This window comes from Halovenus salina (genome assembly GCF_026410925.1).
GTDB classification, from domain to species: Archaea; Halobacteriota; Halobacteria; order Halobacteriales; family Haloarculaceae; genus Halovenus; species Halovenus salina.
In genome coordinates, this window is record NZ_CP112972.1 from 1,263,015 (window position 1) to 1,287,135 (window position 24,121).

A 24,121-nucleotide genomic window follows, 5' to 3' on the forward strand; every position below is an offset into this window, starting at 1 on the left:
TACTTAAAACCACGTCCGGCCGGCCTTATCCAACCATGGTCAGCCCGCCGGAGACGCTGAGCACCTGGCCGGTGACGAAGGCGGCGTCCTCGCTGGCGAGGAAGGCGACAACGCCTGCCACATCTTTGGGCTCTGTCATCCGGCCAAGCGGCGTCTGGTCTTCCATGGCGTCGAAAATTGACTCCGCGAGTTCCGAATCAGCCCGCATTTCGCGGGTCATCGGTGTATCTGCCGGTCCGGGGCAGACGACGTTACAGGTGACCCCGTCCCGGGCTAGCTCCCGGGCGAGCGTCTTCGTGAAGGCGATGACGCCGCCTTTTGTTCCGGCGTAGACCGCCTCGCCGGAGGAGCCGACTCGTCCGGCGTCCGAAGAGATGGCCACCACTGTCCCCTCTCCCTGTGCCGCAAAGAATTCCCCGGCGGCACGGGCGCAGTTAATCTGCCCGCGGAGGTTGACATCGAGGATCTGGTCCCAGGCCTCGGGCTCCTGGTCGAGAAACCAGGAGATGCGGTCCCAGCCGGCGTTGTTCACCAGCACGTCCAGCCCGGCGCGCTCCTCGACATCGGCGACCATCTCCTGGACGGCCGCCAGATCAGTCACGTCGGCGACTGCCGGAAACGCCTCGCCGCCGGCCTCGCGTATCGTCTCGACGGTGTCGGCTGCTCGCTGTTTCTCGATATCGTTGACCGCGACGGTCGCTCCATCCTCGGCGAGCCGTCGGGCGATTGCCGTCCCGAATCCGCCGCCGCCACCGGTGACGAGTGCCGTCTTCGTGTCAAGCCCACGCATACCACACACATCGCCATCACGATATATAGTCCTACGGGGAGCCGAGCAGTCGGCCAGAGACAGGAGAGCGACACATACACTTATTATATCGGGGGCAACCAACTTAGAGTGTGCCCGCCGAGAACGCCACCGTGTTAGTCGTCGACGACGAGCAGGAAGTGGCAGACGTGTATGCCCTCAGGCTGCGCAACAGTTTCGAGACCCGCGTGGCCTACAGCGGCAACGACGCGCTGGAGTCGATGGATGTCGATGTCGACGTCGTCCTGCTCGACCGACGGATGCCGGATATCTCCGGCGACGAGGTGCTCGAACAGATACGCGAGAAGGGGTACGACTGCCGGGTCATCATGCTGACTGCCGTCGACCCGGGGCTGGATATCGTCGACATGCCGTTCGATGACTACCTCTGCAAGCCCGTCGAGAAAGACGATCTGGTCGGGGCAATCGAACAGCAACTAAAGGTCATCAGTCACGACGACACGCTCTCTGAGTACTTTGAACTCACGTCGAAGCTGGCGCTGCTCGAAAGCGAGCTCTCAGAGGAGGATGCCGAAGACAACGAGGAACTACAGCAGCTCCAGCAACAGGTCGAGACCCTGCGTGCAGAGTTAGACGACGCCCTCGATGGGCTTGACGACATCGAGTCTTCGTTCGCCGAGATCAGCCGCCAGCCCGGGCGGTGACCGCCAATACCAGCGCAGTGACGAGAGAGCGCCCGCTGAAGGAAACGCTCTTGTGACAGCCCGTTCCGGCTAGAATATGGCTCTTGGTGAGATTCACGAGGCGACCGCCGCAGGGACGAGCGACCTCTATTATGTTGACGTCGATATGTACGACACGCCGGGCTACGGCTCGGTGTACATTCTCGACGCCGAGCGGCCGGCACTGATCGACACCGGGACCGGCTACAGGTACGAGACGGTGCTCGACGCAATGGAGACCGTCGGCATCGCGCCCGAGGACCTCGAAGTCATCGCGCCGACACACGTTCACCTCGACCACGCTGGCGGGGCACACCTGCTCGCCGAGGCCTGTCCGAACGCCGACGTCTGTCTCTACGAGGCGGGCGCGCAGTTCCTGGCCGACCCCACCGCCATCTGGGAAGGAACAAAAGACGTCATCGGCGACCGCATCGACTACTACATCGAACCCGAGCCGATTCCCGAACGGCGTCTGGTCGAACTCGAAGACGGCGAGACAGTCGACCTCGGCGACCACGCTCTCGAGGTCCACCACGCGCCAGGCCACGCCTTCCATCAGGCAGTCTTCTACGACCCCGCCAACGACGGCGTCTTCACCGCCGACGCCGCGGGTATCAACTCACCCCACATCGAGGGCGTCACTCACACGTCACCGCCGCCGGGGTTCGACCTCGCGGGCTGTCTCGACGATATCGAGACCCTCAAAGAGCTCGACCCGGCCGCGCTGTACTACGCCCACTTCGGCGACAGAGAGACAGGCGAGTTGCTCGATACGTACGCCGAGGTGTTGACCGACTGGGTCGACCGGGTGAGCGCAAAACGTGAGGAGTTGGGCGACGACGAAGCTGTCATCGACTACTTCGCGGCCCGCGCCGAGACTGTCGACGCCTGGGGCGAGGCCCACGCCAGCGAAGAAGAGCAGATGAATGTCCGTGGCGTTTTACATGCTCTCGACCAGCACGAGGAGTAATTCCTACTCTTCGTCGTTGCCCTGCCAGGGTGCCTCGTCGCCTTTCCAGGGCGTCGCATTCCCCTGCCCGCCGGTCTTGTAGGTGCCCTGTGCAGTGGCGACCCGCTCACCGTCGGCGTCGTGAATGTCGACCTGGACCATCGCAAGACTCGACCCGAACCGGATGACCTCGGCGGTCGCGGTCAGTTCTGTGGTGGCCGGCGCGAGGTAGTCGATTCGCATGTCGACCGTCGGCGTCACGTCGCCGGCGAGTGAGATAGCAGCGGCTCCGCCGACGGTGTCTGCGAGCGCGTAGGTCGCGCCGCCGTGGGCGACTGAGCCGTGGTTGTTCGACCGCATCTCGTCGCTAAAGGGGAGTCGCCCTTCGGCGTAGCCGTCTTCTGCTTCGGTCAGTTCGATGCCGAGATGTTCGACAAACGGTGTCTTGTTGAAGAGGTCTACCAGGTCCATGCTTCCGTTGAGAGCCCACACGGTCATAAAGCTACGAAAACCACAACCAACCTCCAGACGGTGGCTCCAGGTCGCAGGCTGACAACGGGAGCCGAGGGCACGACGTGAGTTTGATACCCTAGAACCTGTTATCTAGCGTCTCTCGGAGAGAAATAGCGAACTTCGTTGAAGTGTCCAGAAAGAGGAGTGTACAATATGCGCCGACGAAAATATATTGCGGCAGTTGGAACGGTCGGAGCCAGTCTCCTTGCAGGCTGTGCAGGAAGCGACGATTCAGACGATACCGGTGACAGCACTAGCACGCCAACGTCTGGCGCAAACAACACTGATACCACCGAGACAGAGACAGACAGTGAGAAGACACCAGACGAGGACGAGGAGTCCGAAGACGGCCCACTGGCGGTTCTGGACACCTATATCGAGGCAGCAAGAGAGCAAGATTTCGAGGCCCTGGCTGACGCCATGCACTCACGACATCCGTTCAATCCGGACAATCTCGACGAGTCCGAGATGGAGAACGTCTCGTTCGATTTCGGCCGGTACCAGAACTACGAACGGGAGGTTGTCGACGAGTCCTTTACTACCGACGACATCAAGCAGATGCCGACTGTCGGCCGCTGGTTCGAGCAGATGGATACGACGCCTGCAGCGGTTCTCGACGGCGAGGAGACAGTTCTCGCTGAAGTAACCTACGAGACTACCGAAGACGGTAACACAGCCGAGCAGACGGAGCGTCTCGTGCTCGTAACCGAGGACGGCGACTGGCAGGTCTTTGTCCCCTATCAGGAGCCGGTCGACGTTCCGGAGGGCGAGCCTGTCGACGACGAACGGTACCAGATCGTCGAGGGTGTCGAGTTCGATGCTGAGAGCGAACGCGTACGAGTCACCGTCTCGGGCGCTGGTGACATCGAGGCCGAAAAGCTCGTCGTCTACTCGACGAGCTTCGAAGAGGAGAGTACAGCCTGGTCTGAAAGTTCCGAGACCCTCCCAGCAGTGAACTATCTCACGTCGCCGTTCGACCCAGCGGGCGACGAGATTGTCGTGGCTATTCGTTTCGAAGACCGTGAGATTGTTGTCCACCGTGAGTCGTATCCAACAGCGGAACACGACGGGCTGGCCGTTCTCGACTCGTACATCGAGGCAGCGAACAGTGAGGACCTCGACTTGCTGGCCGACGCGATGCACTCACAGCATCCGTTTAATCCGAAGCGTCTCGACGAGTCAGAAAACGTCTCCTTCGACTTCGGCACGTACCAGGACTTCGAGCGAGAAATCGTCGACGAGTCGTTCAGCACTGACGACATCCGCGAGATGGAAAACGCTGAGTTCTGGTTCCAAAACGTTGATTTCACGCTGAACGATGCAATCGAGGGAGAAGAAGCCGCCCTCGCCGAAATACAGTACGAGGTCACCGAGAACAACACCACGGTCGAACAGAAAGACCAGCTTATCCTTCTCACCGACGACGGCGACTGGCGCGTGTTCCTCACCTACGACGAACGCGTCGTGGTTCCGGACGACGAACCCATCGACGACGAGCAGTACCAAGTCGTCGACAGCGTCGCGTTCGACGTCGAGAAAGAACGTGCACGCGTCAACGTCTCCGGCGTCGGCGACATCGAGGCCGAAGAACTCGTCGTCTACTCGACCAGTCTCGGAGAAGACACTGTATTCTGGGCCCCAGAGTCAGAGACGCTGCCGTCGTTGACCCACGTGACTTCGGGCTTCGACCCAGCGGGTGACGAACTCGTCGTCGCTATTCGCTTCGAAGAGCGAGAAATCGTCGTCCACCGAGAGACCTACGAACCAGACGCCGAAAACTGAACTAAAAGGAGTCCTCGAACTCGTTGCCGATGCGGTAGGGAGACTCCTCCTCTTCCTCGCCGTCAAGTTCGTCGAGATTGACGACATCCTCCTGGTCGTACTCGTCGAGTTCCTGCCGGAGTTTCGTCACGTAGCGCTTGTGCTCTTCGAGCTGTTCGCGCAGGTGTTCGGCCTCCAGCTCCAGGCGCTCGTGTTCGCGGACGAAGCTCTTTGGCACCTCGACTTTCGGCGGGAAGCTCTGGCTCATCTCGTCGCTTTCCGAAGAGCCCTGGAGTTCGTGTTCGGGGACGACCTCAACCTGACCGTCGTGGGCGACCAACATATCGACGTAATCCCGGAAGACGGCCGACAGAGAGATATCACGCTCCTCCGCGATGTCGCGCAGGGTCTCGAATTTCTCCTGGCTCACGCGAAAGGAGATTGTTTTGTTTTTATTTCCCATCGCTTAACTCACTACTTATAACTCCTCGTATTTAACCGTTTGTCAGACACACGCATGACACACGAGTCCCCCTGTGTAGTCACGTCCGCTACGAACTGTCGACAGCGGCGGCGAAGCCCGCGACACCGAATCCGACGAGGACCGTCACCGCAGCCCACCCACCCCAGAGGAGCGCGGTCCAGTCGGTGGCCACGAGTCCAACTGCGGTGCCGACCGTGAGGATTCCATATCCGAGTACCGTCCCGCCAGCGCCGTACCTGAGTCGTGCTGGTCCCGAGTCGTCGGGGTAGTGTGTCAACAACCCAGTCCGCTCGCCGACGATAGCGATACCAAACAGGGTAATCCCTACTCCGATTGCACCGAGAATGACTTCGTCGACCACAGCGACTAGTTACCGTATATTCTATAAATAGGTAACCGACAGTTACTCAGCCGGAGACTCCGCCAGCAGGCGATCAGTCCGCGCTGGCTTCGGGTTCCTGGAGAGTTTCGAGCGCAGAGACGGCCGCCTGACGGTAGTTCTCGACGGGCAGGTCGTACTCCTCGCGGGCCATCTGGACGTACTCGTCGGGGCTGTCGTCCTCGAAGGCCTGGATGCGTTCGACTGTCCGTTCAGCGGCCTCGACAACCCAGCGGTCCCGTGTCGCCTCGTCGACCGTCGAAATGGATTCTGGCCGGATAGAGACGTTCACTTCTCCCTCGTCTGTTTCGTAGGTTCGTGGTTTACCGACGACAGAGACGTACTCCGGGGCTTCGAGTTCCCGGAGCATCGAGGCGGCATCGGGCTGGTACTGTCCCGCGTAGGTAAAGAAGGTGTCACCGTTGGGGTCGACGATCCGGCCCTGCCAGTACTCGGAGTCCTCGCCAACATCCTCCGTCTCGGTGAGCGTGCCGACCACGAAGATGCGGTTGGCGCGCTGGCCGGTCGGCAGGAGGACGTACACTGGTGCACGGTCGTCGTCGCTCTCTTTGAACGTGTAGGCTGCGTCGTTGAACTCCGCTGCAAAGACGCGGCGGGCGATTTCGCGGGTTGGTGTGCTCGACATCTATATCGACCTCGCTTTGATGAGAGCGGCGTCAGGGTCAGCTGGCGCGTCCAGTTCCGCGAACTCGTTCGCAAGAACGTACCGGCCCAGCGTAGGGCCACGGACCTCGTAGTAGCGGCCGAGTATCTTCTCGTGCATCTCGTCGGCCACGACGGAGGTATCGAGCGCGTCCATCGCCATCTCTTGGGCCTTGTCGAGTGTGATTCCCGTCAGCTCCTCGGTGGCCTCGCGGTCGAAGATGACCTCGTGGACGTCGATACCGTCGTCGATGACACCCTTGATGCGGAGGTCGAACTCGCCCTCGACCTCGCCGTGTTCAGAGCAGCGGCCGTTCTGGAGAACGCGGGTGCAGTCTTCCTCGGGACAGCGCTTGATGAGGCCCGACCCCGACTGGATGTCGACGAGCGCACCCTCGACCTCGGTGGCGTCGTCACCGACCTCGATATCCTCGTCACGCTGTTCGATGGTGGTGGTGCGGTTGAGTTTCACCGAGAATCGTCCCTGGTACTCGTCGGTAACGACGTTTCGGAGGTCGTAAGCCGCACCCTCCTCCAGTTCGGTCAGGTCAGATTTCGACCACTTGGTGAACTTTATCGTCCCGGTCTCGTCACCGAGCAGGCCGACTTGTGCGACGGCGTCGCTGGTGGCGTCCCAAAGGTCGACGACCTTCACAGTGATATCAACCCACTCCTCAGCTTTGTCGATATCGGCAACGGCCTTCTGTTCGTTGCCGCCACCCCCCGAGAGGTCGTCACGCTCCATCCCTGCCTCGTCGAGGTACGTGTTGACGACGCTGCGGCGGGCCTCGTCGGTCGGGACCTGGTACTCGTCGACGAGCGTGCTTAGACGCTCCTCAATTTCCTCGACAGTAACGTCGAGACGGTCCGAAAACTGTTCGTGTATCTCTGTCGCGTGTGTACGCAAATCTGTCTGGGTCATCGGTTGCTCACTGTCTCCGCTTGTGTTTCTATGGGAGACATACGACGCTTGGTTCCCCATTGGTTAAAAACCTCCCCAACAGGAGTGAAAGTGAAACAACAGCCGGTCGTCTGGAAGAGGTCACGGCCGGGCACCCAATCGATGGGTGTTTTTGCCCGCCGGTGTTCGTCCCCGGATATGGACGAGACGAACGAGGCAGTGCCACTGAGCGAGTCACAGACGGAGATGACCGAGATGCTCCTGCCCGACAGTACGAACGCCTTAGGGCGTGCGCTGGGAGGGGTTGTCCTCCACTGGATGGACATCTGTGGGGCCATCTCGGCGATGCGCTTTGCCAACCGCCAGTGTGTGACCGCCTCAATGGATCACGTCGATTTCATCGCACCAATCGACGTGGGGGAGATTGCGGTCGTCAAGGCATACGCATTCAACACCGGCCGGACGAGCGTCGACGTGAAAGTCGACGTTCACTCGGAAGACCCTCGGACAGGCGAAAAACAGGAGACGACGACCTCGTTTCTGACGTTTGTCGCTATCGACGACGACGGGAACCCGACGACGGTTCCTGATGTAGTTTGTGAGACCGACGCCGAGAAACAGCTACGCCAGGAGGCTGTCGAGAAACGGCAGAAAGAACTCGAATCCATCATCGAGCGGATGCGCGAGGACTACTGATCGTCCACAGATAGCGACTCCCTCGCTCCCTCAGGCGGACGCGTCCGGTCGGGTTGGGCATTCCTGTACGTTTTTGACTGGGCCCTCCGAACCAGGGGTATGGTCGTATCAATCGACGACATCGAGCACGTCACCGTTATCGGGGCTGGACAGATGGGCCGCGGAATCGGCGCTGTCGCCGCCCTCGCAGGCTACGAGGTCGTCATCAACGACATCGACGAGGAACAGCTCGAAGAGGCGCGGGAAGAAATCGAATGGTCCTACAACAAAAGCATCGAGAACGACGCCGCCACAGAACGCGAAGTCGACGCGGCCATCGAGCGACTCTCCTTCGAGACGGACCTGGAGACGGCGGTAGCAGATGCCGATGTCGTCACCGAGGCCGCGGTCGAACGGCAGTCTATCAAGGAGGATATCTTCAGAGACCTTGACGCTGCCGCGCCCGAGGGTGCGATTCTCACCACGAACACTTCCGGCCTGAATATCACCCAGCTCGCAGAAGTAACCGACAGACCCGAGCAGGTGCTCGGCACACACTGGTTCAATCCCCCGATGCTGATGGACCTTGTCGAGGTTATCATGACCGAGCACACGCCCGACGCTGTCGTCGAGACCGCAGAGACGCTCGTCGAAGACGTCGGCAAGACGCCGATCCGCTGCCGAAAAGACGTTCCCTCCTTTATCGTGAATCGGCTGATGCGTCCCTACGGCGAGGAGCCAGCCTGGATGGTCTACCGCGGCGAGTACACGTTCCGGGAAATCGACTCGGCGATGAAATACGGCGAAGGGTTCCCGATGGGACCGTTCGAGCTCGCCGACTACACCGGCGCGATTCAGCTCCGCGTCGAGGGAGCCGAGGACCACCTCGAAGACGACCGGCCGCTCGCCTACGACACCGATGTCTGTCCCCTGCTCTACCAGCTCTACGAGAAGAACCGGTACGGACAGAAGACAGACGCCGGCTACTACGATTACAGCGACCGCGACGAGCCCGATATCCCCGTCGACGCCGGTCAGGGCTTTGACCCGCTGTTGGTCTGGGCACCAATCGTCAACGAGGCCGCGAAGATGGTCCAACACGACGTGGCGACCGTCGAAGATATCGACACGGGCGCAAAACTCGGCGGCAACTGGCCGAAAGGCCCCTTCGAGAAGGCCGACGAGGTTGGGGCCGACGCGATTCTCTCGCGGCTGACCGAGGTCGCGGGCCGGCACGAAGAGACGAACAAGATTGCAGAGACCCTGCCCTGTTCACTACTCGTCGAGAAAGCCACGCGCGGCGAGACCTTCTACTGAGTTACTCGGCGAAGTAGCTGGTGAAAAAGCCAGAGAGAAACGCCGAGATACCGACTGCCAGGGCCATGTCACCGAGGCCCCACGGCCCGTCCTCGTCGTCGGCCGCGACGACGGTGATTGCGACGCTGATGACAAGCGAGATGATTCCGTTGATGACGTGTTTGGTGGTCGAACCCATACAGTACTGTAGGGTCCCCGTCGGTTTAGTTCTCGGGGGCGGCGTTACTCGGGTCGCGGCAGTACCTGTCCCCAGACGTACTTATCGAGCAGGCGGACCCGCATCGGCTCGTCGACCGTGAGACAACAGGAGAGTCGCGGGTAGCCAAAACGGACCGCAGCCGCGTCGTGCCAATGAGTCGGTTCCGGTGCGGGGTCGACCTCGACCGTACAGGTCGCGCACAGCCCGCGGCCGCCACAGTTTGCGTGCCGAGAGACAGTGCCATAGACGGCGAAATCGTGGTCGAGTAACGCGTCTCGGAGCGTCCGACCGCGCTCGACCGCTATCGTGGTCTCACTGTCGTCGACGACCGTGACCGGAACGGTGTCACTCATAGTTTGGGTACGGGTTAGGCACGTATCAGTTCTATCCCGGCCTGGAGGCGTGATACGAGAGAGTCAGACCGCGCAGAGATGCCCCCGGCGGCCTCGGAGCGGTTCGACGGGCTTTTGATGGCGGCTCGATTTTGTCACACATATGGCCGAATTCACAGTCGCCGTCGCCGACCCGGATGACGGCATGACCTACCAGATTGACGTATCGGACCAGGACGCAAATCGCTTCATCGGGCGTGACCTCGGCGAAGAGGTCGACGGCAGTGCCGTTGGCCTGAACGGCTACACGCTCGAACTGACCGGTGGCTCCGACAACGCCGGGCGACCGATGCGCGACGACGTGCGTGGCCCGAACCTCAAGCAGGTCATGCTCGAGGGCGGGACTGGCTACAACCCCTCCCGAGACGGCGAGCGCGAGCGAGTCACTGTCCGGGGCCGAGAGGTCAGCGACGACACGCGACAGATCAACGCCCGTATCGCCGACCGCGGCAGCCAGCCCGTCGACGAACTGCTGGCCGACGAATAACGCGTGCACGACCGCGTACCGTCCGACCACGAGACCGTCGTCTCTCACCGTGTCCATCTCTCGACTGTCGGCCGGACGCGACGCAAACAGCTCGTTTTGCCCGATAGTCTCGACTGCGCGCTCGACGACGTGGTCTCGCTCTCACTCGAAGGCAAGCAGGTCTGGACACAGCTAACCGCGAGTCTCGACGGCGAGACAACCATCCAGAGCGCGCTTGGCACCCGCGAGCTAGCCCGGACTGGCGACGGTGAGGACGAGCTTCGGGCGTGGCTCGCTGACCACGGCTTAGAGGATGGGGATGCGCTGGTGTTCGACGTACTCCGGACGGGCTATGCCTACGGACTGCGCCGTCCGGGCGAACGGGTCGTCTACTCCCCGCCAGAACAGCCCGATTCGAGTCTCACAGACATCGCTCGGGACCTCGATAGCTAACGCGGACATTATTCCCGATGATACTGGCACGAAATGCTCATTACTCGGCCGAAAGTATGTATCCGTAAGGGATGTCGGAATCAGTCATCGCCGATTTCGTCGCCACGTTCGACTCGAACGTGTTGCGCACGACGGAGCCGGTCAAGGGCCGGATCCTGCTGAGCGAGAAGCGGCTTGTTCTGGCAGTCGGCGATAACGACAAACTCACCGTACCCCTCACCTCGATTTTCGACGTTGCGGTCGGGCAGGTGCCCGAGGAGCTCGACGGCTTTTTCCACGCGACGGTCACGATTGCGTTCCAGAAAAACGACAAGCGATTCGTTGCGGCCATCGAGGACGACGACGACAAGATAGAGAAGTTCTCGAACGTGCTGTTCAAAGCGTTGCTCAACGGGACCGACATGACGGTTAAACATCCGGCCCGTGTCGGCGGCCGGGTGACCGACGCCGAGTTCGAGGCCGCAAAGCTGTTCCTGAAGCCGAAACAGGTCGAGTTCAGCAACGAGGAGAAGACAGTCGCGATCAGGCTTGCGGCTGTCACGGAGTTCGACCAGACCAAGCGTCGCATCGGCGGGACGAAACGGCCAGTGCTGGACGTGAAACACATGCCCCGCGGGGACGCGATGTTGACCCAGGCAACGACCGACTCGGCGCGGAAAATGGCGATACTGGGACGCTATCTCCGGCTTGAGTACTCCGACCTGATGGCCGAGCTAAAAGACCTCACGCTCTCGGACGACCAGAAGGAGCTCCTAGTTGCTATCTATTCGGGTGCGGGCAACGAAGGAATGTCACTCCCACAGATTATCGGCAAGGACCCCACCGAGGTGACGATGATTCTGAACGACCTCGAAGATGACGAACTCGTCGTCGACGCCAGCGACGGCACGAAGCTCACGCCAAAAGGGCAGGTGCTGGTGAATCGACACCTCGAAGATATCAATGCCTGAATTATTCCTCGCCCATCGCCTCGCTGGCAATATTCCGTCCGCGCGCCTTGAGCTGGACGTCACGCCGGACTCGTTTCTCTTGAAGAACGCCAGCCTCGATGAGCTCGTCGTAGATCTCCTCAACGGTCTCGACGTCAAGGCCGACGAAATCCGGAATCTGGAACGGAGAAACGCCCGAGTAAAGCGCCATCACCACCGCGTTTTCCTCTTCGGAGAGTTCGACATCAGTCGTGTGTTGCTGTTCGCTCTTTCGGAACAGCTCGGCGAGGATGTTGATCTTGCGTTTCGGCCCGGAAACATACGTCTGAACTGCGGCCTCCTCCTCTGTGTGTTCGACCTCGACAAACGGGCGCTCGTCGCCGAGTACCTCCCCCTCGTTTTCCTCGACGATGCCGATGTCGTCGAGTTCGATTTCGACGAACGTCCCGCTGGCAAGCGCCAACGCAATGCTCCCGTCTGCTAGCTCGGTCGTCAGCCGGCCTTTCTCCCAGCCGGTGTTCTGGACCACGCCACCTTTGACCGCCGGATGCTTGACCGCGATGACCTGCTGGTCGAGGACGGCATCGTACAGCGCGTGCTCGAACTGCTGGTGGTTTTTGGGCGAGATGAGCGTCACATCGGCCTTCACCTGCAGCGAGATGTAGTTCGAGACCTTCGCGAGCGGGTTCTCGGCGTCCTCCTGGCTTTTGATGCTGCTGATATCCGTGAGCGGAATCGTCCGTTTACCCTCCTTACTCGCTAGGATCAATCGCTTGTTCGAGAGGAGAACCCGTCCCGGGACCCACTCGATGTCAGGGACTTTCCGGCCGTCTTTGACGACCTGAGCGAACTTCCCTTTCGCGTCGGCGAGTTTCGTTTCACCCTCTTTCATCGCTGTGGGTAGTTATCGGAGTGTTGGCTTGCCCGGGTATTAACAATTCGGCTCTCGAATAGAACACCTGGTTCACAACCGCGGTCATCCGCCAGCTCTGTCTGCATTTCGAGCAATCGAGGTCCGGCCACTCGCCGGCTACCAGAACTTGACGCCGAGGTCGTGCATCCCGTCGTTGTTCCGGGCGAGGTTGATGAGCAGCGGCGTCAGCCCCTCGATTTCCGCGGCGTTGCTGAGGTCGCCGGCGACAAGCGGCCGCAGTCCCGACATGTCCTCGACGAGTGTGACGACGGCCTCGCGCGCGGTGTCGTCGCTCGCGACGATAGGCACATCCCAGTCGAGGTCGGCACTCAGCGTCCCGAGACGCCCTGCCGCGAGGTTGTGGAAGGCTCCCGCGACCGGCGTTCCGTCGGGTGCGGCCGCCGCGGCGAGTTCGGTCACGCTTCCGACGCCCGGTGGGTTGTAGTGCATACCCGACTCGTCGCTTTTCATCCCGACGGCCGGCGAGACGAGCACCGCGTCGCCGAGGTCGTCGGCGACCGCCTCGATGGTATCCGTGAGGTGATAGGCCGGGACACAGCAGACCGCCACATCTGCCGCCGCCGCGGCCGCGGCGTTCTCAGCTCCCTCAACGGTCGCCTTGACGCCGTGGTCTGCGAGTATCGTCTCGTACTCGCCCGCGGCGTCGCCCGCCTTCTCGGCGTCCCGAGAGCCGACGGTGACCGCGTGGTCGGTGTCCCGCGCCAGCCTGAGCGCCAGCCCCTCGCCGATGTCGCCCGTTCCGCCTAGCAGTGCAACGTGCATACACTCGCGTTGGGGGAGGTGTGACTAAGCGTTGGCGCTTGTCCGTAGTTACCGCTGCTCGAAAGGCAGAATATCAGCCATCAAAAACAGCATTCAGATAACAGATGAGATGACGTTTCTCTGCGAGGTTCCTCACATGAGACAACATCCCGTTCGCCTCTGTGATGGTTCCCTTCGGCGCTTCTGGACCCAACGCACCATCGACAGACAACCTGTGCCTGAATGAGCGAGAGACATGTGCAAAATCACGCTGACGCTCCCATGTCTCCCCCGTAAACGCAGCCACGGGGCATTGTTCAGCATCAATGACGACCGCCGCGTCGTCAATGGTTGCGTTGTGTTGATCAAGGTCAGCAGCTATGTCGGACCAGTCAGCGTTGATCGAGACATCGAGTACTAATCGAAACGCTCCACCATCGTCCTCTGCGAGTGTGGTCTGCACTTCGTGCCGGCCACGATTATCATCCACACTGGGCACTGTATCCGATCAAGAATGACAGTGTTCGTTCCTGTTCCTGAAAGCTGGTCAAACGCGAACAATGAGAGCGTCTTCCCATATTCTTTGACTCCTCAGCCGAGATGTGTTTTTGCTATTGTGTTCCGCATTGGGATTGCTGGCAGCCGTCTCTCCTGTTGACGGGCAGTGTGCTGAGTTGGATCCAACAGACATTACAGTCTGTTATGCCTGCTTATGCCTGGTTTTAAATACGTAGAATTCGACCGTTACAAAGACACAACAGTCAGCGCGGGTCCCGCATTCAGTGCAAGACATGTCCTCCCCAACAGATTCTTCCTCGGACTCCAGACGTATTGGTACCGAAAAAAGCGTGAGTGCTGACAGGTTCGAAAGCGTCAGCTTTGACGATAGCCGTAGTTACGGCATTGGATGGTGGTTCGTACCGATGCTTACAGCCGCCATACTGTTCGTGTTAGTGGCAAGTGGTGTCCACAGTGCTCGAACCGGCTCCGATACACTCACAATCATTGGTAATGAGATTGAGATTATTGACTGGATGTACGCCCTCGCGGTGTTGTTTGTTGGCGTGCTTGTGATCGCCCGCCTGCGTTCTGCACCAGCGCTAGTGATACAGCTGTTCAAGCGAGCCCGGGGCCAGTTGCTGGTCGCTATCAATATTCTGTATGTTCTTGTGCTGTTAGTCGCTGCAAGCATCACACCGTACATCATATCTGAACCAGAGATTCAGCCCCTAAGAGCGGTTCAGCCGCCGGTCTGGTCTTCTGTACCAGAGACTGCCTTGCCAATCTGCCAAGCAACTGTTTCAGAGGGTGTCTGTCCCGGGACAATGTCCGCCCCGTTCGGAACAAACGCGCTGGGACAGGGTATGATCAAAAGCACACTATTGAGTTTGAACACGACGTTCCAGGTTGCGGTAACGGCGTCGGTCATCGCAGCGACATTGGGAATCACAGTCGGCGTGATTGCAGGGTACTACCGTGGACGAGTTGACGAGTTCTTGATGCGGTACGTCGATATACAGCGAGCGCTGCCAGCCTTTTTTGTGTATATCCTGCTGATACTTATATTCAGTCGGAGCTATGCGCTCATGATTCTCGTTTTCGGATTGATCTCGTGGGGCGGAATCGCGCGTCTCGTCCGGAGTGAGGTGATGCAGCTCCGTACGGCTCCATACGTTCGGGCCGCACGGTTATCTGGTGCCAATAGTGCGCTTATCATACGGCGACACATTCTGCCAGCGATAACCGGAACCGTCCTGACTGCAGTCGCAATGTTGTTTGCAAAATTCATGATTTACGAGGCTGCACTTTCGTTTCTTTCACTTACCGACAGTAGTGTAGCATCCATCGGGAACGACATCACAACGGCCATCGGGCGGGAGGCTGGTGACCCCACACTGGACCCAGGGCGTTCCCCGAAATTCAGCTGGACAAAGTTTCCCTGGCTCGTGTATCTGCCAGGTGGTGTCCTCGGTTCTCTGTTGCTCGCTGTGAGTCTGCTTAGCGATACGATAGAGGACCTGCTTGATCCACGCGAGTGAGGCTTGTGTCTCATAAAAGCCGCACTGACCCTTCCACGAGCTGAAAGCCGTGGCACCTGACTATCGCATAGGCATCACGTTCGCTGGAACACTAGCGTGAGCAGACTCATTTGTCAAGCCGCGGGTCGAAAACAACTGCAACCACGTCTTCAAGCAGCGAAGCCAAGATAATAACGACTGAGAGGAAGACAGCCAGCGTCAGAACCAGCGGTCCATCATTGACATTGACAGCTGTCCAAGCGGCTGCCCCAAGGCCCGGGATATCGAGGACAGCCTCAACGACAAACACTGAAACCAGTAACAAGCCCAAAACCTCGGCAACAAACAGTGAGGTAAGTGGAACGACGGCGGCACGAAGTACGTGGCGGGCAAATCGGAGCGGACTGACACCTTTCGCATGTAACTGCTTTGTGAAATCCGTGCCGAGGTACTCGTTGATTTGTCGGCGTGTCTGACGCATCTGGACGGCTGCGACGTGGGTCCCGACAATAGCGGTTGCAATGAGGAGCCAGAATAGGTTCCAGTCGGTGAATATGCCCGCGCTAAGCTGATAGAAGCTGGCGTTGAGATCGTAGAGACGGGTGTTCATGTATTCGTACGCTAGTGCTCCAAGAATGAAGTTGGGAAGCGCTAGCACTAGATATGCCAATCCTCGAAGGGCTCGGTCGGACCAGGCCTTACGTTTGAGGGCTGCGATATACCCAAACGCCGTCGACATTGCTGTTCCAAACACAACAGCAGGGAGTAGGTACGCTGCAGTGACGGGCGCACGCTCGGCCAGTACTGCCGCCACGGGCCTGCCAAATCGTTGTGACGTACCCCAGTCGAGTGTCAGAAAGGATCCCATCCAGTCAAAATACTGAATATACATGGGGGAGTCGGATTCGAGAAAGCGGTCGGTCCCGGCAAATGCCGTGCCTGACCCTGCTTGGCCGGCGATGTCTCCCACGACAAAGACAATCAAAAATAAGACCACGCTGGCAGCAACGCTTGCAAATCCCGCCCAGAGACAACGATACCCAATATATCGTCTGCGACTCATATCTACAATTTGTCGCGTTTCGAGTTGATAAATCCACCGGGAAAACTACCGCTGTGAGAGCATAAGAGATTGGATTCTTGGGATAAAACTGTTCGGTTCGATGTACCGAGCGTGCTATCGAACTCATCGCGCCCTGATTTATTCACTCTGTTTTAAATAACTACAGCTAACACGTTGACGTCAGTGTGACGCCACCGAATCACGCAACTGATTCTGTCGCTGTCAGATTGATGCGTAATGAGGCCAGCAAAACGCAGATGTATCCTTACAGATTCGGACTAATTTCTTTCGAGCCAGTAGATACCGACTCCAACCGCTAGCACGCTATAGGACAAAAACGCGACGAGGACGGGCTATCGTCGGAGAAGTCACGATAGCGGATGTGATCGGTGTGCTTCGAAAGAGTGATTCACCAGTCGCGACCGCGAAGGAGGTAAGTAAGCAGCTGGAGTGTTCCAGTGAAGCCGTCCAACAAAAGCTCCTCGAACTCCGTGAGCAAGGCATCGTTGCTCGCCGGTAGGTCGGCGCAGGAGCAGTCATCTAGTGGCTCGGCAGCGATAAACCGACACTCAAAGCGACACAAAACAGTGACAGCGGCAACCCGCGTTTCACCGGTGAGTCGCTTCTCGCGCCGGAAATACCGGTTGATGAGACCGAGATTAACGCTCTCTTCCACGGCGGAGGGTAATCGGTATTGAGTGTCAATAGTTCCGGGGGAACACCACTGTTCAGCCACACTGACGCGTTCCACGCGCGGTTCGTGGAGACTACACAGCGACACGGCCAAGAAACGGTGGTGTATGTTTTGTTATTGTGCTCTTATTTACCCTTGAACGGGGAATCTAAACCCTACGATTGGCCGGTCGTCGTCAACGCCAGCCACCCCAGAGAAGCCACAAACGAGAAAATACTAGATTACGAGAGAGGTTATACTACGCGGCTCGAGACAGAGCGGAGAGTAAATGGGCCGACGCGGAACACAGCAGACCGCCACGTCTGCCGCCGCCGCGGCCGCGGCGTTCTCGGCACTCTCGACGGTCGCCTCGACGCCGTGGTCTGCGAGCGTCGTCTCGTACTCGCCCGCGGCGTCGCCCGCCTTCTCGGCGTCCCGAGAGCCGACGGTGACCGCGTGGTCGGTGTCCCGCGCCAGTCTGAGCGCCAGCCCCTCGCCGATGTCGCCCGTTCCGCCTAGCAGTGCAACGTGCATACACCCGCGTTGGTGGAGGTATGGCTAAGCGTTGGCGCTTGTCTGTGGTTGCAGTCACCAGTTTTGCCGGATGCAAGCCTCGACGAGCAAGCGCTGGCTGTCTTCGGGTAGACAAGTCAATCCTCGCCGCGCGCCCAGGCGATTGCGTCGTCGAGATTCTCGAAGCCCTTGATTTCGGCGTTGGGAACGCGAAGTTTGTTTTTTAGGCTGAGGTTGGTAATTCCGTCTGCAACGAGCGCACCGCGGCGGTAGTTCGGCAACTGGGAGGATTCTTGAGCTGCCTGCTCCCAGATGTCGAGAACTTCAGTCCCGAGCGCGTCGTCGAGTTCCACCAAGTCAGCTGTTCCGATGATATCCTCACTGTGTTGTGCACAGATTGCCTCGAATGCCGGATACGCCCCAGTTTCGAACGCGGACAGTGGCATTCCCTCCCGAAACCGACCGATGACAACGCCGTCGTCGTATTCGAGACTCCAGGAGTCGCCGCTTCGTTTCATACGTTGAACCAATGCGACTGTGTGGTAATAATACTCACGGAAGTTCAGATGAACATACGGAAGATATACAGGGAATATCTAACATATGTCCAGTTACTGTGTGTTTCAGGGAAGATGTCTTGGATCACCATAGACGATTCTGGAAAAGCCAGGAACGGGGAGGAATGAGGATGGGCCGACGCGGGTATATTCTATTTGAAAATTCGCGCATCTGTTGTATGTTCTTGGTTCGATTTCGTACCATTGTTTAGCTGATGAATTTGCGTCTCTTCTCCATCTTCTCGCGCTCGCTGCGGCGGTCGTAATGCCGATCAAGAACGGACTGCGTTACGTCCATCCGGTCGCTCACGATCTCGACCGGCACGTCATCGAGGAGGTGTGCTGTAATCGCTCCTGAACGCACGTCGTGAGGTGACCGGGACGACGGGCACTTGCTGGCGTTCTCCCGTTTCGTGAACTCACACGTCTCCGGCTCGAAGTCATCATGTGGACACTCACCGTACTCACACGGCCGGGTGATCGTATAGACCGAGCCCTGAATGGCCGACGTAGAAACGCGGCCCTGAGCCGTCGTCAGCAGCGGATCGCGGCCGTACTCATCGGTCATATCCCGGCGGGGACCAGCAATATACTCGTCAATCACCGTTGCTGTAGGTCCACGAAGAGCCACCCACCGCTCACCGCGCTCTTTGTTCTTCAACGGGGTGTCTTGCTCCGGCCGATGGACCAGCTCGACGCCGGGAGCGTCCGGGTCGTAATCCCCCAGGTCAATCGCGCGCGTGCTTCCCATCCGGAGACCAGTCTGCCACAGAAGCGTCAGCAGGACGTGCTGACGGCTCGCGTACTGGTAGGTCTCCAAATACTCAAGAATCTCCTGTGCCCGCTCAGGCTCCAGGAGCGTCTTGCTCGCTTGTTTGTCGCCGGAGACCGTCGGGAGAAGAATCTTCTCGTGGAGCCCGTCCGGAACGGCGTCAATCGACGTACAGAACTTCAAGAACACGCGAAGGGTGGACAGTTGGCCCTGGAGAGATACGATTTTCAAATCATCCTCCTCCCGGCGATACACCCGGTACGCGTGCAAATCCCGGCCGGTCAGGTCATTCAGGTTGTGAATGCCCTGCTCCTCGCACCAGTCGACAAACTCGTTCAGTCGGTAGCGGTGAGAACTCAAGGTGTTCTCCGAGACCTCGCCTCGGCGGTGGTCAAGGTACAGGTCCCGTCCTGCTCCAGGAGCGAGCGGTTCCAGGTCGTCGCTCATACCGACCCCCTCCGGTCAAGGTCGCGGTCGTAGGGACCAGCAGGCGTTACCAGGGCGATCTCCGAGCGCTCGAACTCCTCGCCGGTCTTGCGGTCGACCAGCTCGTAGAACACGCCGTCAACGTCCCGGCGGCGCGCGCATTGGGCACACCAGAAATGGTGATTCGTCGGCTCCCAACTCCGGTGACCGCGCGGGCAGACGAACCGCCAGCGGTCCATCCGATCCTCGATATCGATAGTCTGTTTCTCCGACATAGCCAGTCGAAACTGAGGGACGGGGGTGATAAACGAACTGTCCACACGCGGACAGTGAAAGTAAAACGACGGATTCCAGCGGCTCACGCGGCCGGGACGCCGGTGCGTCGGCGGTACCGGGGGAGTGGAAGTGATGAAAGTGGTCTGTGGCCTGTTCCTACGTCTGTTAAATGGGTTCGCGTCTCGTGGTTTCATGTGTTCGCTCCAGTGCGAACACCCGGCCAACGACTCTTTTTTGAGACCAACGAGGACGCAAAGCCAGGTGTCGCCATGTTGTGCATTGCTTTCCCAGTTGACTTTAAATTAACGTACTGTAAACTATGGTTATGCGTACTAATAACAAAGAATCCCGAACGGTGCAGTTAATCAATTGGGATATAATCTTGAGACATGACCAGACCGAGGGTATCATGGATGACACAAGCTGATGATAGAATTCTTGAAACCCTCAATAACTCAGGACTGATTCTGTCACCTCACATATTATCAGTAAACACTGACTATACTCGACAACATATTACAAATCGGTTATCGGAACTTGTACAGGCTGATTTAGTAGAAAGGATGGATACTGGATTATACAGAGTAACCACTCAAGGTCAGGATTATTTGAATGGGGAGATCAATCCGGAAAGTCTGGAAAGGAATACTTCCAACTGATTATCAAAAATATAATAAAGTATGCCAGTCAGAGGAATATTATGCCGACCATCCGGTTTGCAAGGCTGAGGTTTGAGAAGAAGCTATCGCATTACACTGACGAGAGAGACGCCATAAAGCGAAGAAAAGAGTTGTTACTTAATGTAATCGACTATCACACCAATGTTAATTCACTCTTGATGGGAACGGAGTCTCAGGAAAAGATTAATTTAGGTGAATGGTACTTCGGCGATGTCGATAGTGAAGAAAGTAATGTTATTTCAGCAAGAATAGGAAAAGCAAAGGATGACACACAAACACTACCGGATGAAGATGTTGAAGGCTTCGTTAAAAGAGACACAGAAGACGCGGATGTTGCATTCTTTATTATAGACTTAAAGAATTCTGTTATGGCGTATGAATACAACACAAAGATAGGGAAAAAGGCACCCTATCGAATCTTGCGAGATGCTTTCAATTCGTATTATGACGGAGAGGAGGAAATTAGAGTCTCACCATTAGTTGACAAGCAAGAGGTTCGAAACGAAATTAGCTCCCTGTCGTTTATAAGTGAAATTAAATTCTCCAACCTCCAGCCTACTAACCCAGATCACACGCCGCGTTCAAAACCAATGGATGATTTCTTACAAGAGAGTAAAATAAATCGATTACATTTCCGTGGGGTCTCTGACCAGCGTAAAAACAATCCGGAGGGAATTAGTCTAGAAGGTTCACCGCTACTTGATGGTGGTTTAAGCCTTGCCGAAGAAGGATACGGGTCAGCTACAGTCGAGGGAAAAATACCGAGTGGTGAAACAAAGAAGGTCAAGACCGGAGAGATACCTATCGAATCAAGTGCCGAGTTGGGAGATTCAGATACAGCCAACCGGAAACGATTATTAGAAGAGATAAGAGACGCTCTGGATGAACTAGATGACTGACAGAGAGTACGAAGCAAGTTTCTTGAAAAGGCTTGGGAAACTAGAAGTTTCCAGCTTTATCAAGAGCTACGATACCTTCGCAGCAGTGCTGTCTATCCCAATAATCTATATTATCACTGACGGGGGTATTACAAGAGAGACTGGAGCCGATCTGTTATTGAATTTTTCTGTAGTCTCTGCATCTTTATTTGCTATAATACTAACAGGACTTACAATTATAACATCATTTACTGATAAGACATTCCTATACACATGGCAGAAGGTCGGTGAGTTTGAGAATTTAGTCACATATTTTCAATATAATCTGATACTTCCAATAATTTTGAATCTGCTCTCGCTCATATTGTACATAGAGTATCAAGAAGAGGTAATGATTTTGTTGACCGGATTCTTCGTTTATCTATTATTCTCCTTGTATCATCTGATTGCCTTGGTATGCCGATATGCACTCCAACGTGGGGAGTTCATTAGGCAAGAAATGGAGTCAACGCCTCAACCGCAGTCAGACAAATCCGATTCCCTGTCAGATGAAGAATTGAAACAGATTTACGGCCTATTGAATGAACTGAAAGAAGAGTAGCCCCTGGGGGTTGCACGCAGAGAAACGCCGATCCCGAGTTTTGCACATCCACCCCTGTTGAACCATGTGCAGATTCTCGGCGCTCCCGTCGAGCTGGGGCGCGGCTTCGCCTCGATCTCCCCGGACACTCCACGGGACCACCCTGAATCACCCCCTCCAGTGACCCAAAAAATCTAGGAACTGGGTTCCCATGTGCAAGTATGCGCATCAACACAGACGGCAAGAAGGCCTGGAGAAACGACCTCTACGAACGAACTGCCGACGTGCTCGGTGAGTCCACCAAGGCGGGCGCGATAGATAGCGCGTGCATCCACGCGAAGCAAGACGCCGAGGCGAAACAAGAAGCAATAGAATATCTTTCTCATCGATTGCCAGCAGCAGAACTTGAGAAAGCGGCGGACATTCTATCGACAGACGAATTGAATGTATGTGCTTGTTTGGATGTAAATGTCAAACCGGACGAATAACACAGAGCAGGAGTGAGAAGAATTTAATCTGTTGGGCTCAGACGGATAATATTACTATGAAGATGGAGGATTATATCCAAGCTGGAGAAAGTATTTACTGTCAGACCAAAACAAAAAAGCCGAACACTCAGATATCCGGTGAGCTATCTGTAACAGGAACCCGACTAATATTTATTCGAAATTTTAAATTATCAGACAGCAGAATCACAGATATTGACCTTGGCAGAATAGACGAAATAGAATATCGAACGAACCCAATAAATTACACATATCTGTTATATGCACTCCTCGCAGTCCTTTTCAGCGTCTATTCCGGGCTGATTATCCCAGATATCATACAACTTCCAAGCGTATTGCAAAATGTTTCCGCAGGAATTGGATTGATAATGGCATCTGCCTTGGTTATAGATGCTATCTATCCTCGGAAGCCGACACTGGTAATCAAAACACCCAGTGACTCACACACATTCAAAGGAGGGGAGCTTGGTGATTTCCCACACGCAATCCGCGGGAACGCCAAATAATCGAAAATCAGAATCGCTTCTGTAGTAGTTACGTACCTCTGTTAGTTACCTGACTTTAAATGCTCTATTTGGTATCCGATAGTGACCATGGAATCTGGTCACTCCGTCCCGGACCAGGGACGAACGACAGGCGCACAGACACTCCCCAGCCTCGGGCCACAGTGCTCGGGGTGTGGTGAACCGGACACTCATTATATCGGCAGCGAAGGCACGACAGACGCTTTCATCTGCCAGAATTGCCAGCACGTCGAAGAGCGGGAGGCTCGCCATGCCTGACGACGACGGCACGGGGAAGCTCGACCTCAACGACGCTTTCGTTTCTCCGGTGTTCGTCATCTCGGCAGGCGTCGACGCCGGGCTCCTCGAAATGCAGATATGGGGCTTCGACTTCGCAGACGCGTTTTTCTCATTCAGCGGAGGGGGTGAGATAACGGCCGCAACGGTGTTGAGTTTGCTCGCCCTCGTTACTGCGTTCGCCACCAACAGACCGGACTTCTCGGTGATGGGCGCGGTTCAGACCTGGGTCGCTATCGCCACAGTTGCGCTCGTCGTCGTTCCTCCGTTCATGCCGTTACTGAACGACCTCCTCAGTATCGGTATCGCGGGCGCAATTGCTGTCGTCATCCAGGCGAGCGGCTACTACAGCCTCGCCTACCTCGGGTGATTCTCATGAAGGCAACAACTCTCAAGCTCGGAGGTATCGCACTCCTGACTGTCGCTGTCGCCGTGCTCGCTGTCGGCCTGACGGCCTCGGCAACAGCCGACCCCACAGACAGCGGCATATCCATCACCGACCCGGAGAACCAGACCATCGAGGTTATGCTCTCGTTCTCTGGGTCGACCTCGGCTGATGTTTCTCTCGTCGGTTCTGAAACCTCTGTCAAGTCCCCAACTGTGTCAGGGTCGTCAGGGTCAACCGAGTCGGTGGGTGTCCCGTTCAACAAACTCCCGAATGGGACTTATCAAATCCAGTTGAACGCAGACGATGAGTCAGCCGTCTCAGTGAATGGAACGACCCTCTACACGCAGAGAGACACCATGCTCAACCTGAGCAAAGGCGAGAATGCCACCGTCGACGTTGGCTTTAATTCGTCTGAGCAATCCAGTGCTGTTGTCACACTATCCGAGCATAGCAACACACTCGGGACCGAGACGCTCGAATGGTACACCCTCTCTGACGGCGACAATACCGGCGTCAAAACAGCCGAGATCGAGGCGGCTCAGAACGTCGAAGCGGCTAATGTCACGGTCGCAACATCACAAGCGTCGGCCCAGTCTCAAATCTGGGTCGAACCGACAGACGACTCCGTAGGAATCGGCGCGGGACTTATCGATGAGTCCGACGATATCCCGCCCTGGGCGTCTGCTATCGGCGGTATCGCTGTTATGCTATTCGTTGCGGTCATCATTGTGAGGCTTAACTAAC

General features: G+C 57.2%; 33 protein-coding genes. 16 read left to right on the top strand and 17 right to left on the bottom strand.

Going from position 1 to position 24,121, the window contains the following annotated elements; all coding sequences use genetic code 11:
- Positions 1–25 precede the first annotated feature (25 nt).
- Positions 26–790, bottom strand: a complete 765-nt coding sequence (locus OSC37_RS06375; RefSeq protein ID WP_267163762.1) for an SDR family NAD(P)-dependent oxidoreductase — start codon at positions 788–790, stop codon at positions 26–28.
- 110 nt (positions 791–900) lie between these two features.
- Between OSC37_RS06375 and OSC37_RS06380 the strand changes: the two genes are divergently transcribed.
- Positions 901–1,473: a response regulator gene (locus OSC37_RS06380; RefSeq protein ID WP_267163763.1), complete on the top strand. Its 573-nt coding sequence runs from the start codon at positions 901–903 to the stop codon at positions 1,471–1,473.
- Positions 1,474–1,549: 76 nt separating this feature from the next.
- Complete coding sequence (locus tag OSC37_RS06385) at positions 1,550–2,461, top strand: MBL fold metallo-hydrolase (protein WP_267163764.1); 912 nt, start codon at positions 1,550–1,552, stop codon at positions 2,459–2,461.
- Between the two features lie 3 nt (positions 2,462–2,464).
- On the opposite strand, the gene OSC37_RS06390 is transcribed toward OSC37_RS06385, so the two are convergent.
- Positions 2,465–2,911 carry a PaaI family thioesterase gene (locus tag OSC37_RS06390; protein WP_267163765.1) on the bottom strand — a complete coding sequence of 149 codons (447 nt, stop codon included), beginning with the start codon at positions 2,909–2,911 and terminating at the stop codon, positions 2,465–2,467.
- A gap of 195 nt (positions 2,912–3,106) precedes the next feature.
- Between OSC37_RS06390 and OSC37_RS06395 the strand changes: the two genes are divergently transcribed.
- Complete coding sequence (locus tag OSC37_RS06395) at positions 3,107–4,735, top strand: hypothetical protein (RefSeq protein ID WP_267163766.1); 1,629 nt, start codon at positions 3,107–3,109, stop codon at positions 4,733–4,735.
- 1 nt (position 4,736) lies between these two features.
- On the opposite strand, the gene OSC37_RS06400 is transcribed toward OSC37_RS06395, so the two are convergent.
- From OSC37_RS06400 to OSC37_RS06415, 4 genes are all read right to left on the bottom strand, one after another.
- Positions 4,737–5,177 carry a DUF8146 domain-containing protein gene (locus OSC37_RS06400; RefSeq protein ID WP_267163767.1) on the bottom strand — a complete coding sequence of 147 codons (441 nt, stop codon included), beginning with the start codon at positions 5,175–5,177 and terminating at the stop codon, positions 4,737–4,739.
- Between the two features lie 88 nt (positions 5,178–5,265).
- Positions 5,266–5,559: a hypothetical protein gene (locus OSC37_RS06405; protein WP_267163768.1), complete on the bottom strand. Its 294-nt coding sequence runs from the start codon at positions 5,557–5,559 to the stop codon at positions 5,266–5,268.
- Between the two features lie 73 nt (positions 5,560–5,632).
- Positions 5,633–6,223, bottom strand: a complete 591-nt coding sequence (locus tag OSC37_RS06410; RefSeq protein ID WP_267163769.1) for an RPA family protein — start codon at positions 6,221–6,223, stop codon at positions 5,633–5,635.
- Positions 6,224–7,162 carry a replication factor A gene (locus OSC37_RS06415; protein ID WP_267163770.1) on the bottom strand — a complete coding sequence of 313 codons (939 nt, stop codon included), beginning with the start codon at positions 7,160–7,162 and terminating at the stop codon, positions 6,224–6,226.
- 177 nt (positions 7,163–7,339) lie between these two features.
- Here OSC37_RS06415 and OSC37_RS06420 point away from each other — a divergent pair, with 177 nt between their 5' ends.
- The gene (locus tag OSC37_RS06420) at positions 7,340–7,837 is read left to right on the top strand and encodes an acyl-CoA thioesterase (RefSeq protein ID WP_267163771.1); all 498 of its coding nucleotides are present in this window, start codon (positions 7,340–7,342) and stop codon (positions 7,835–7,837) included.
- Between the two features lie 99 nt (positions 7,838–7,936).
- Positions 7,937–9,133, top strand: a complete 1,197-nt coding sequence (locus OSC37_RS06425; RefSeq protein ID WP_267163772.1) for a 3-hydroxyacyl-CoA dehydrogenase — start codon at positions 7,937–7,939, stop codon at positions 9,131–9,133.
- Position 9,134: 1 nt separating this feature from the next.
- Here the strand turns inward: OSC37_RS06425 and OSC37_RS06430 are convergent, their stop codons facing one another.
- Positions 9,135–9,311 (bottom strand): hypothetical protein, encoded by a 177-nt coding sequence (locus OSC37_RS06430; RefSeq protein WP_267163773.1) that lies wholly within the window; start codon positions 9,309–9,311, stop codon positions 9,135–9,137.
- A 44-nt stretch (positions 9,312–9,355) separates the two neighbouring features.
- Positions 9,356–9,685: a 2Fe-2S iron-sulfur cluster-binding protein gene (locus tag OSC37_RS06435; protein WP_267163774.1), complete on the bottom strand. Its 330-nt coding sequence runs from the start codon at positions 9,683–9,685 to the stop codon at positions 9,356–9,358.
- A 142-nt stretch (positions 9,686–9,827) separates the two neighbouring features.
- On the opposite strand from OSC37_RS06435, the gene OSC37_RS06440 reads away from it, so the two are divergent.
- The 3 genes from OSC37_RS06440 to OSC37_RS06450 all read left to right on the top strand — a co-directional run bounded on the left by OSC37_RS06440 (position 9,828) and on the right by OSC37_RS06450 (position 11,593).
- The gene (locus OSC37_RS06440) at positions 9,828–10,211 is read left to right on the top strand and encodes a 30S ribosomal protein S6e (RefSeq protein ID WP_267163775.1); all 384 of its coding nucleotides are present in this window, start codon (positions 9,828–9,830) and stop codon (positions 10,209–10,211) included.
- Between the two features lie 3 nt (positions 10,212–10,214).
- Positions 10,215–10,643, top strand: a complete 429-nt coding sequence (locus OSC37_RS06445) for a DUF7112 family protein (RefSeq protein WP_267163776.1) — start codon at positions 10,215–10,217, stop codon at positions 10,641–10,643.
- A 71-nt stretch (positions 10,644–10,714) separates the two neighbouring features.
- Entirely contained in the window at positions 10,715–11,593 is an 879-nt protein-coding gene (locus OSC37_RS06450) for a CheF family chemotaxis protein (protein ID WP_267163777.1), read from the top strand.
- Position 11,594: 1 nt separating this feature from the next.
- Here the strand turns inward: OSC37_RS06450 and OSC37_RS06455 are convergent, their stop codons facing one another.
- The 3 genes from OSC37_RS06455 to OSC37_RS06465 form a co-directional block, all read right to left on the bottom strand.
- Positions 11,595–12,464: a CheF family chemotaxis protein gene (locus tag OSC37_RS06455; RefSeq protein ID WP_267163778.1), complete on the bottom strand. Its 870-nt coding sequence runs from the start codon at positions 12,462–12,464 to the stop codon at positions 11,595–11,597.
- Positions 12,465–12,602: 138 nt separating this feature from the next.
- Entirely contained in the window at positions 12,603–13,268 is a 666-nt protein-coding gene (npdG, locus tag OSC37_RS06460) for an NADPH-dependent F420 reductase (protein WP_267163779.1), read from the bottom strand.
- A gap of 73 nt (positions 13,269–13,341) precedes the next feature.
- Positions 13,342–13,737 carry a hypothetical protein gene (locus OSC37_RS06465; RefSeq protein WP_267163780.1) on the bottom strand — a complete coding sequence of 132 codons (396 nt, stop codon included), beginning with the start codon at positions 13,735–13,737 and terminating at the stop codon, positions 13,342–13,344.
- Between the two features lie 301 nt (positions 13,738–14,038).
- Here OSC37_RS06465 and OSC37_RS06470 point away from each other — a divergent pair, with 301 nt between their 5' ends.
- On the top strand, positions 14,039–15,286 hold the full coding sequence (locus tag OSC37_RS06470; RefSeq protein WP_267163781.1) for an ABC transporter permease: 1,248 nt from the start codon (positions 14,039–14,041) through the stop codon (positions 15,284–15,286).
- Positions 15,287–15,392: 106 nt separating this feature from the next.
- Here OSC37_RS06470 and OSC37_RS06475 read toward each other — a convergent pair whose 3' ends face one another.
- From OSC37_RS06475 to OSC37_RS06500, 6 genes are all read right to left on the bottom strand, one after another.
- Positions 15,393–16,328, bottom strand: a complete 936-nt coding sequence (locus tag OSC37_RS06475) for an ABC transporter permease (RefSeq protein ID WP_267163782.1) — start codon at positions 16,326–16,328, stop codon at positions 15,393–15,395.
- Between the two features lie 409 nt (positions 16,329–16,737).
- Complete coding sequence (locus OSC37_RS19135; RefSeq protein WP_267163783.1) at positions 16,738–17,004, bottom strand: hypothetical protein; 267 nt, start codon at positions 17,002–17,004, stop codon at positions 16,738–16,740.
- A gap of 234 nt (positions 17,005–17,238) precedes the next feature.
- Positions 17,239–17,535, bottom strand: coding sequence for an NAD(P)-binding domain-containing protein (locus OSC37_RS06485; protein ID WP_267163784.1), 297 nt, complete (start codon positions 17,533–17,535; stop codon positions 17,239–17,241).
- 116 nt (positions 17,536–17,651) lie between these two features.
- Positions 17,652–18,032, bottom strand: a complete 381-nt coding sequence (locus tag OSC37_RS06490) for a SpoIIAA family protein (protein ID WP_267163785.1) — start codon at positions 18,030–18,032, stop codon at positions 17,652–17,654.
- A 247-nt stretch (positions 18,033–18,279) separates the two neighbouring features.
- Positions 18,280–19,290 (bottom strand): tyrosine-type recombinase/integrase, encoded by a 1,011-nt coding sequence (locus tag OSC37_RS06495; RefSeq protein WP_267163786.1) that lies wholly within the window; start codon positions 19,288–19,290, stop codon positions 18,280–18,282.
- Positions 19,287–19,544 (bottom strand): hypothetical protein, encoded by a 258-nt coding sequence (locus OSC37_RS06500; protein ID WP_267163787.1) that lies wholly within the window; start codon positions 19,542–19,544, stop codon positions 19,287–19,289. The genes OSC37_RS06495 and OSC37_RS06500 overlap by 4 nt, the downstream gene beginning before the upstream one ends.
- Positions 19,545–19,958: 414 nt before the next feature.
- Here OSC37_RS06500 and OSC37_RS19200 point away from each other — a divergent pair, with 414 nt between their 5' ends.
- The 7 genes from OSC37_RS19200 to OSC37_RS06530 all read left to right on the top strand — a co-directional run bounded on the left by OSC37_RS19200 (position 19,959) and on the right by OSC37_RS06530 (position 24,120).
- Positions 19,959–20,204, top strand: a complete 246-nt coding sequence (locus OSC37_RS19200; protein ID WP_497007717.1) for a winged helix-turn-helix domain-containing protein — start codon at positions 19,959–19,961, stop codon at positions 20,202–20,204.
- Between the two features lie 41 nt (positions 20,205–20,245).
- Positions 20,246–21,124 (top strand): DUF4747 family protein, encoded by an 879-nt coding sequence (locus OSC37_RS06505; protein ID WP_267163788.1) that lies wholly within the window; start codon positions 20,246–20,248, stop codon positions 21,122–21,124.
- Positions 21,117–21,704, top strand: coding sequence for a hypothetical protein (locus tag OSC37_RS06510; RefSeq protein ID WP_267163789.1), 588 nt, complete (start codon positions 21,117–21,119; stop codon positions 21,702–21,704). The genes OSC37_RS06505 and OSC37_RS06510 overlap by 8 nt, the downstream gene beginning before the upstream one ends.
- Positions 21,705–21,904: 200 nt before the next feature.
- Positions 21,905–22,171 carry a DUF7692 domain-containing protein gene (locus OSC37_RS06515; protein WP_267163790.1) on the top strand — a complete coding sequence of 89 codons (267 nt, stop codon included), beginning with the start codon at positions 21,905–21,907 and terminating at the stop codon, positions 22,169–22,171.
- A gap of 56 nt (positions 22,172–22,227) precedes the next feature.
- Positions 22,228–22,695 carry a hypothetical protein gene (locus OSC37_RS06520; protein WP_267163791.1) on the top strand — a complete coding sequence of 156 codons (468 nt, stop codon included), beginning with the start codon at positions 22,228–22,230 and terminating at the stop codon, positions 22,693–22,695.
- A 268-nt stretch (positions 22,696–22,963) separates the two neighbouring features.
- Positions 22,964–23,359: a DUF8023 family protein gene (locus OSC37_RS06525; protein WP_267163792.1), complete on the top strand. Its 396-nt coding sequence runs from the start codon at positions 22,964–22,966 to the stop codon at positions 23,357–23,359.
- A 5-nt stretch (positions 23,360–23,364) separates the two neighbouring features.
- Positions 23,365–24,120, top strand: a complete 756-nt coding sequence (locus OSC37_RS06530) for a hypothetical protein (RefSeq protein ID WP_267163793.1) — start codon at positions 23,365–23,367, stop codon at positions 24,118–24,120.
- The last annotated feature ends 1 nt before the right edge of the window (position 24,121 follow it).

What these genes read in the sequence shown, in the direction of transcription:
- OSC37_RS06390 (WP_267163765.1), bottom strand. Translation starts at nt 2,911, where the DNA reads ATGGACCTGGTAGACCTCTTCAACAAGACACCGTTTGTCGAACATCTC.
- OSC37_RS06440 (WP_267163775.1), top strand. Translation starts at nt 9,828, where the DNA reads ATGGCCGAATTCACAGTCGCCGTCGCCGACCCGGATGACGGCATGACC.
- OSC37_RS06425 (WP_267163772.1), top strand. Translation starts at nt 7,937, where the DNA reads ATGGTCGTATCAATCGACGACATCGAGCACGTCACCGTTATCGGGGCT.
- OSC37_RS06470 (WP_267163781.1), top strand. Translation starts at nt 14,039, where the DNA reads ATGTCCTCCCCAACAGATTCTTCCTCGGACTCCAGACGTATTGGTACC.
- OSC37_RS06490 (WP_267163785.1), bottom strand. Translation starts at nt 18,032, where the DNA reads ATGAAACGAAGCGGCGACTCCTGGAGTCTCGAATACGACGACGGCGTT.
- OSC37_RS06375 (WP_267163762.1), bottom strand. Translation starts at nt 790, where the DNA reads ATGCGTGGGCTTGACACGAAGACGGCACTCGTCACCGGTGGCGGCGGC.
- OSC37_RS19200 (WP_497007717.1), top strand. Translation starts at nt 19,959, where the DNA reads ATGACACAAGCTGATGATAGAATTCTTGAAACCCTCAATAACTCAGGA.
- OSC37_RS06430 (WP_267163773.1), bottom strand. Translation starts at nt 9,311, where the DNA reads ATGGGTTCGACCACCAAACACGTCATCAACGGAATCATCTCGCTTGTC.
- OSC37_RS06500 (WP_267163787.1), bottom strand. Translation starts at nt 19,544, where the DNA reads ATGTCGGAGAAACAGACTATCGATATCGAGGATCGGATGGACCGCTGG.
- OSC37_RS06530 (WP_267163793.1), top strand. Translation starts at nt 23,365, where the DNA reads ATGAAGGCAACAACTCTCAAGCTCGGAGGTATCGCACTCCTGACTGTC.
- OSC37_RS06420 (WP_267163771.1), top strand. Translation starts at nt 7,340, where the DNA reads ATGGACGAGACGAACGAGGCAGTGCCACTGAGCGAGTCACAGACGGAG.
- OSC37_RS06485 (WP_267163784.1), bottom strand. Translation starts at nt 17,535, where the DNA reads ATGCACGTTGCACTGCTAGGCGGAACGGGCGACATCGGCGAGGGGCTG.
- OSC37_RS06455 (WP_267163778.1), bottom strand. Translation starts at nt 12,464, where the DNA reads ATGAAAGAGGGTGAAACGAAACTCGCCGACGCGAAAGGGAAGTTCGCT.
- OSC37_RS06495 (WP_267163786.1), bottom strand. Translation starts at nt 19,290, where the DNA reads ATGAGCGACGACCTGGAACCGCTCGCTCCTGGAGCAGGACGGGACCTG.
- OSC37_RS06395 (WP_267163766.1), top strand. Translation starts at nt 3,107, where the DNA reads ATGCGCCGACGAAAATATATTGCGGCAGTTGGAACGGTCGGAGCCAGT.
- OSC37_RS06450 (WP_267163777.1), top strand. Translation starts at nt 10,715, where the DNA reads ATGTCGGAATCAGTCATCGCCGATTTCGTCGCCACGTTCGACTCGAAC.
- OSC37_RS06410 (WP_267163769.1), bottom strand. Translation starts at nt 6,223, where the DNA reads ATGTCGAGCACACCAACCCGCGAAATCGCCCGCCGCGTCTTTGCAGCG.
- OSC37_RS06385 (WP_267163764.1), top strand. Translation starts at nt 1,550, where the DNA reads ATGGCTCTTGGTGAGATTCACGAGGCGACCGCCGCAGGGACGAGCGAC.
- OSC37_RS06520 (WP_267163791.1), top strand. Translation starts at nt 22,228, where the DNA reads ATGAAGATGGAGGATTATATCCAAGCTGGAGAAAGTATTTACTGTCAG.
- OSC37_RS06475 (WP_267163782.1), bottom strand. Translation starts at nt 16,328, where the DNA reads ATGAGTCGCAGACGATATATTGGGTATCGTTGTCTCTGGGCGGGATTT.
- OSC37_RS06515 (WP_267163790.1), top strand. Translation starts at nt 21,905, where the DNA reads ATGCGCATCAACACAGACGGCAAGAAGGCCTGGAGAAACGACCTCTAC.
- OSC37_RS06415 (WP_267163770.1), bottom strand. Translation starts at nt 7,162, where the DNA reads ATGACCCAGACAGATTTGCGTACACACGCGACAGAGATACACGAACAG.
- OSC37_RS06525 (WP_267163792.1), top strand. Translation starts at nt 22,964, where the DNA reads ATGCCTGACGACGACGGCACGGGGAAGCTCGACCTCAACGACGCTTTC.
- OSC37_RS06505 (WP_267163788.1), top strand. Translation starts at nt 20,246, where the DNA reads ATGCCGACCATCCGGTTTGCAAGGCTGAGGTTTGAGAAGAAGCTATCG.
- npdG (WP_267163779.1), bottom strand. Translation starts at nt 13,268, where the DNA reads ATGCACGTTGCACTGCTAGGCGGAACGGGCGACATCGGCGAGGGGCTG.
- OSC37_RS06400 (WP_267163767.1), bottom strand. Translation starts at nt 5,177, where the DNA reads ATGGGAAATAAAAACAAAACAATCTCCTTTCGCGTGAGCCAGGAGAAA.
- OSC37_RS06510 (WP_267163789.1), top strand. Translation starts at nt 21,117, where the DNA reads ATGACTGACAGAGAGTACGAAGCAAGTTTCTTGAAAAGGCTTGGGAAA.
- OSC37_RS06435 (WP_267163774.1), bottom strand. Translation starts at nt 9,685, where the DNA reads ATGAGTGACACCGTTCCGGTCACGGTCGTCGACGACAGTGAGACCACG.